1 pseudogene is annotated in these 532 nt (G+C 66.5%); it reads left to right on the plus strand.

Features of this window, described 5'->3' with window-relative positions:
• Window positions 1–40 precede the first annotated feature (40 nt).
• A pseudogene (locus I5I_RS05550) lies at window positions 41–532 on the plus strand (ABC transporter permease subunit); the annotation flags it as partial.

Raw genomic sequence — 532 nt, forward strand, 5'->3', positions numbered from 1 at the left:
TCCGCACCCCGATCCCCCCACGTTCCGACAGGAGTCGAAGATGACTGGCCCCACGATCGCCGCGCCGCCTACGCGCGCGCCCGAAGACCGCGCCGCGGCACGGCGCCGCCGACGCGCCGAGGCCTGGGCGGAAGCCGCAGGCGCCGGGTGGAAGGTCTGGCTGGTCAAGATCGTGTGCCTGGGCGTCATCGACGCGATGGCCGTCTATGCGATCCTCGTCCTGCTGACCAAGGACAGCGTCGTCATCGCAGCGGTCGTTGCCCTCGGCATCCTCGCGATCAACGTCGTCTACCTGAAGCCGGGCCTTCTGCCGGCCAAGTACCTGACGCCGGGCCTGGTCTTCCTCTTCGTCTTCCAGATCTTCGTGGTCCTGTACTGCATCTACATCGCGTTCACGAACTACGGCTCGGGACACGTGTCGACGAAGGACGACGCCGTCAACGCGCTGCTGATCCAGAACCAGCAGCGCGTCGAGGACTCGGCCGCCTATCCGATGTCGGACTCTAGAGGATCCCCGGGACCGAGCTCGAAT

The organism is Microbacterium sp. B24, assembly GCF_000333415.1.
In the GTDB taxonomy this organism is placed as follows: Bacteria; Actinomycetota; Actinomycetes; order Actinomycetales; family Microbacteriaceae; genus Microbacterium.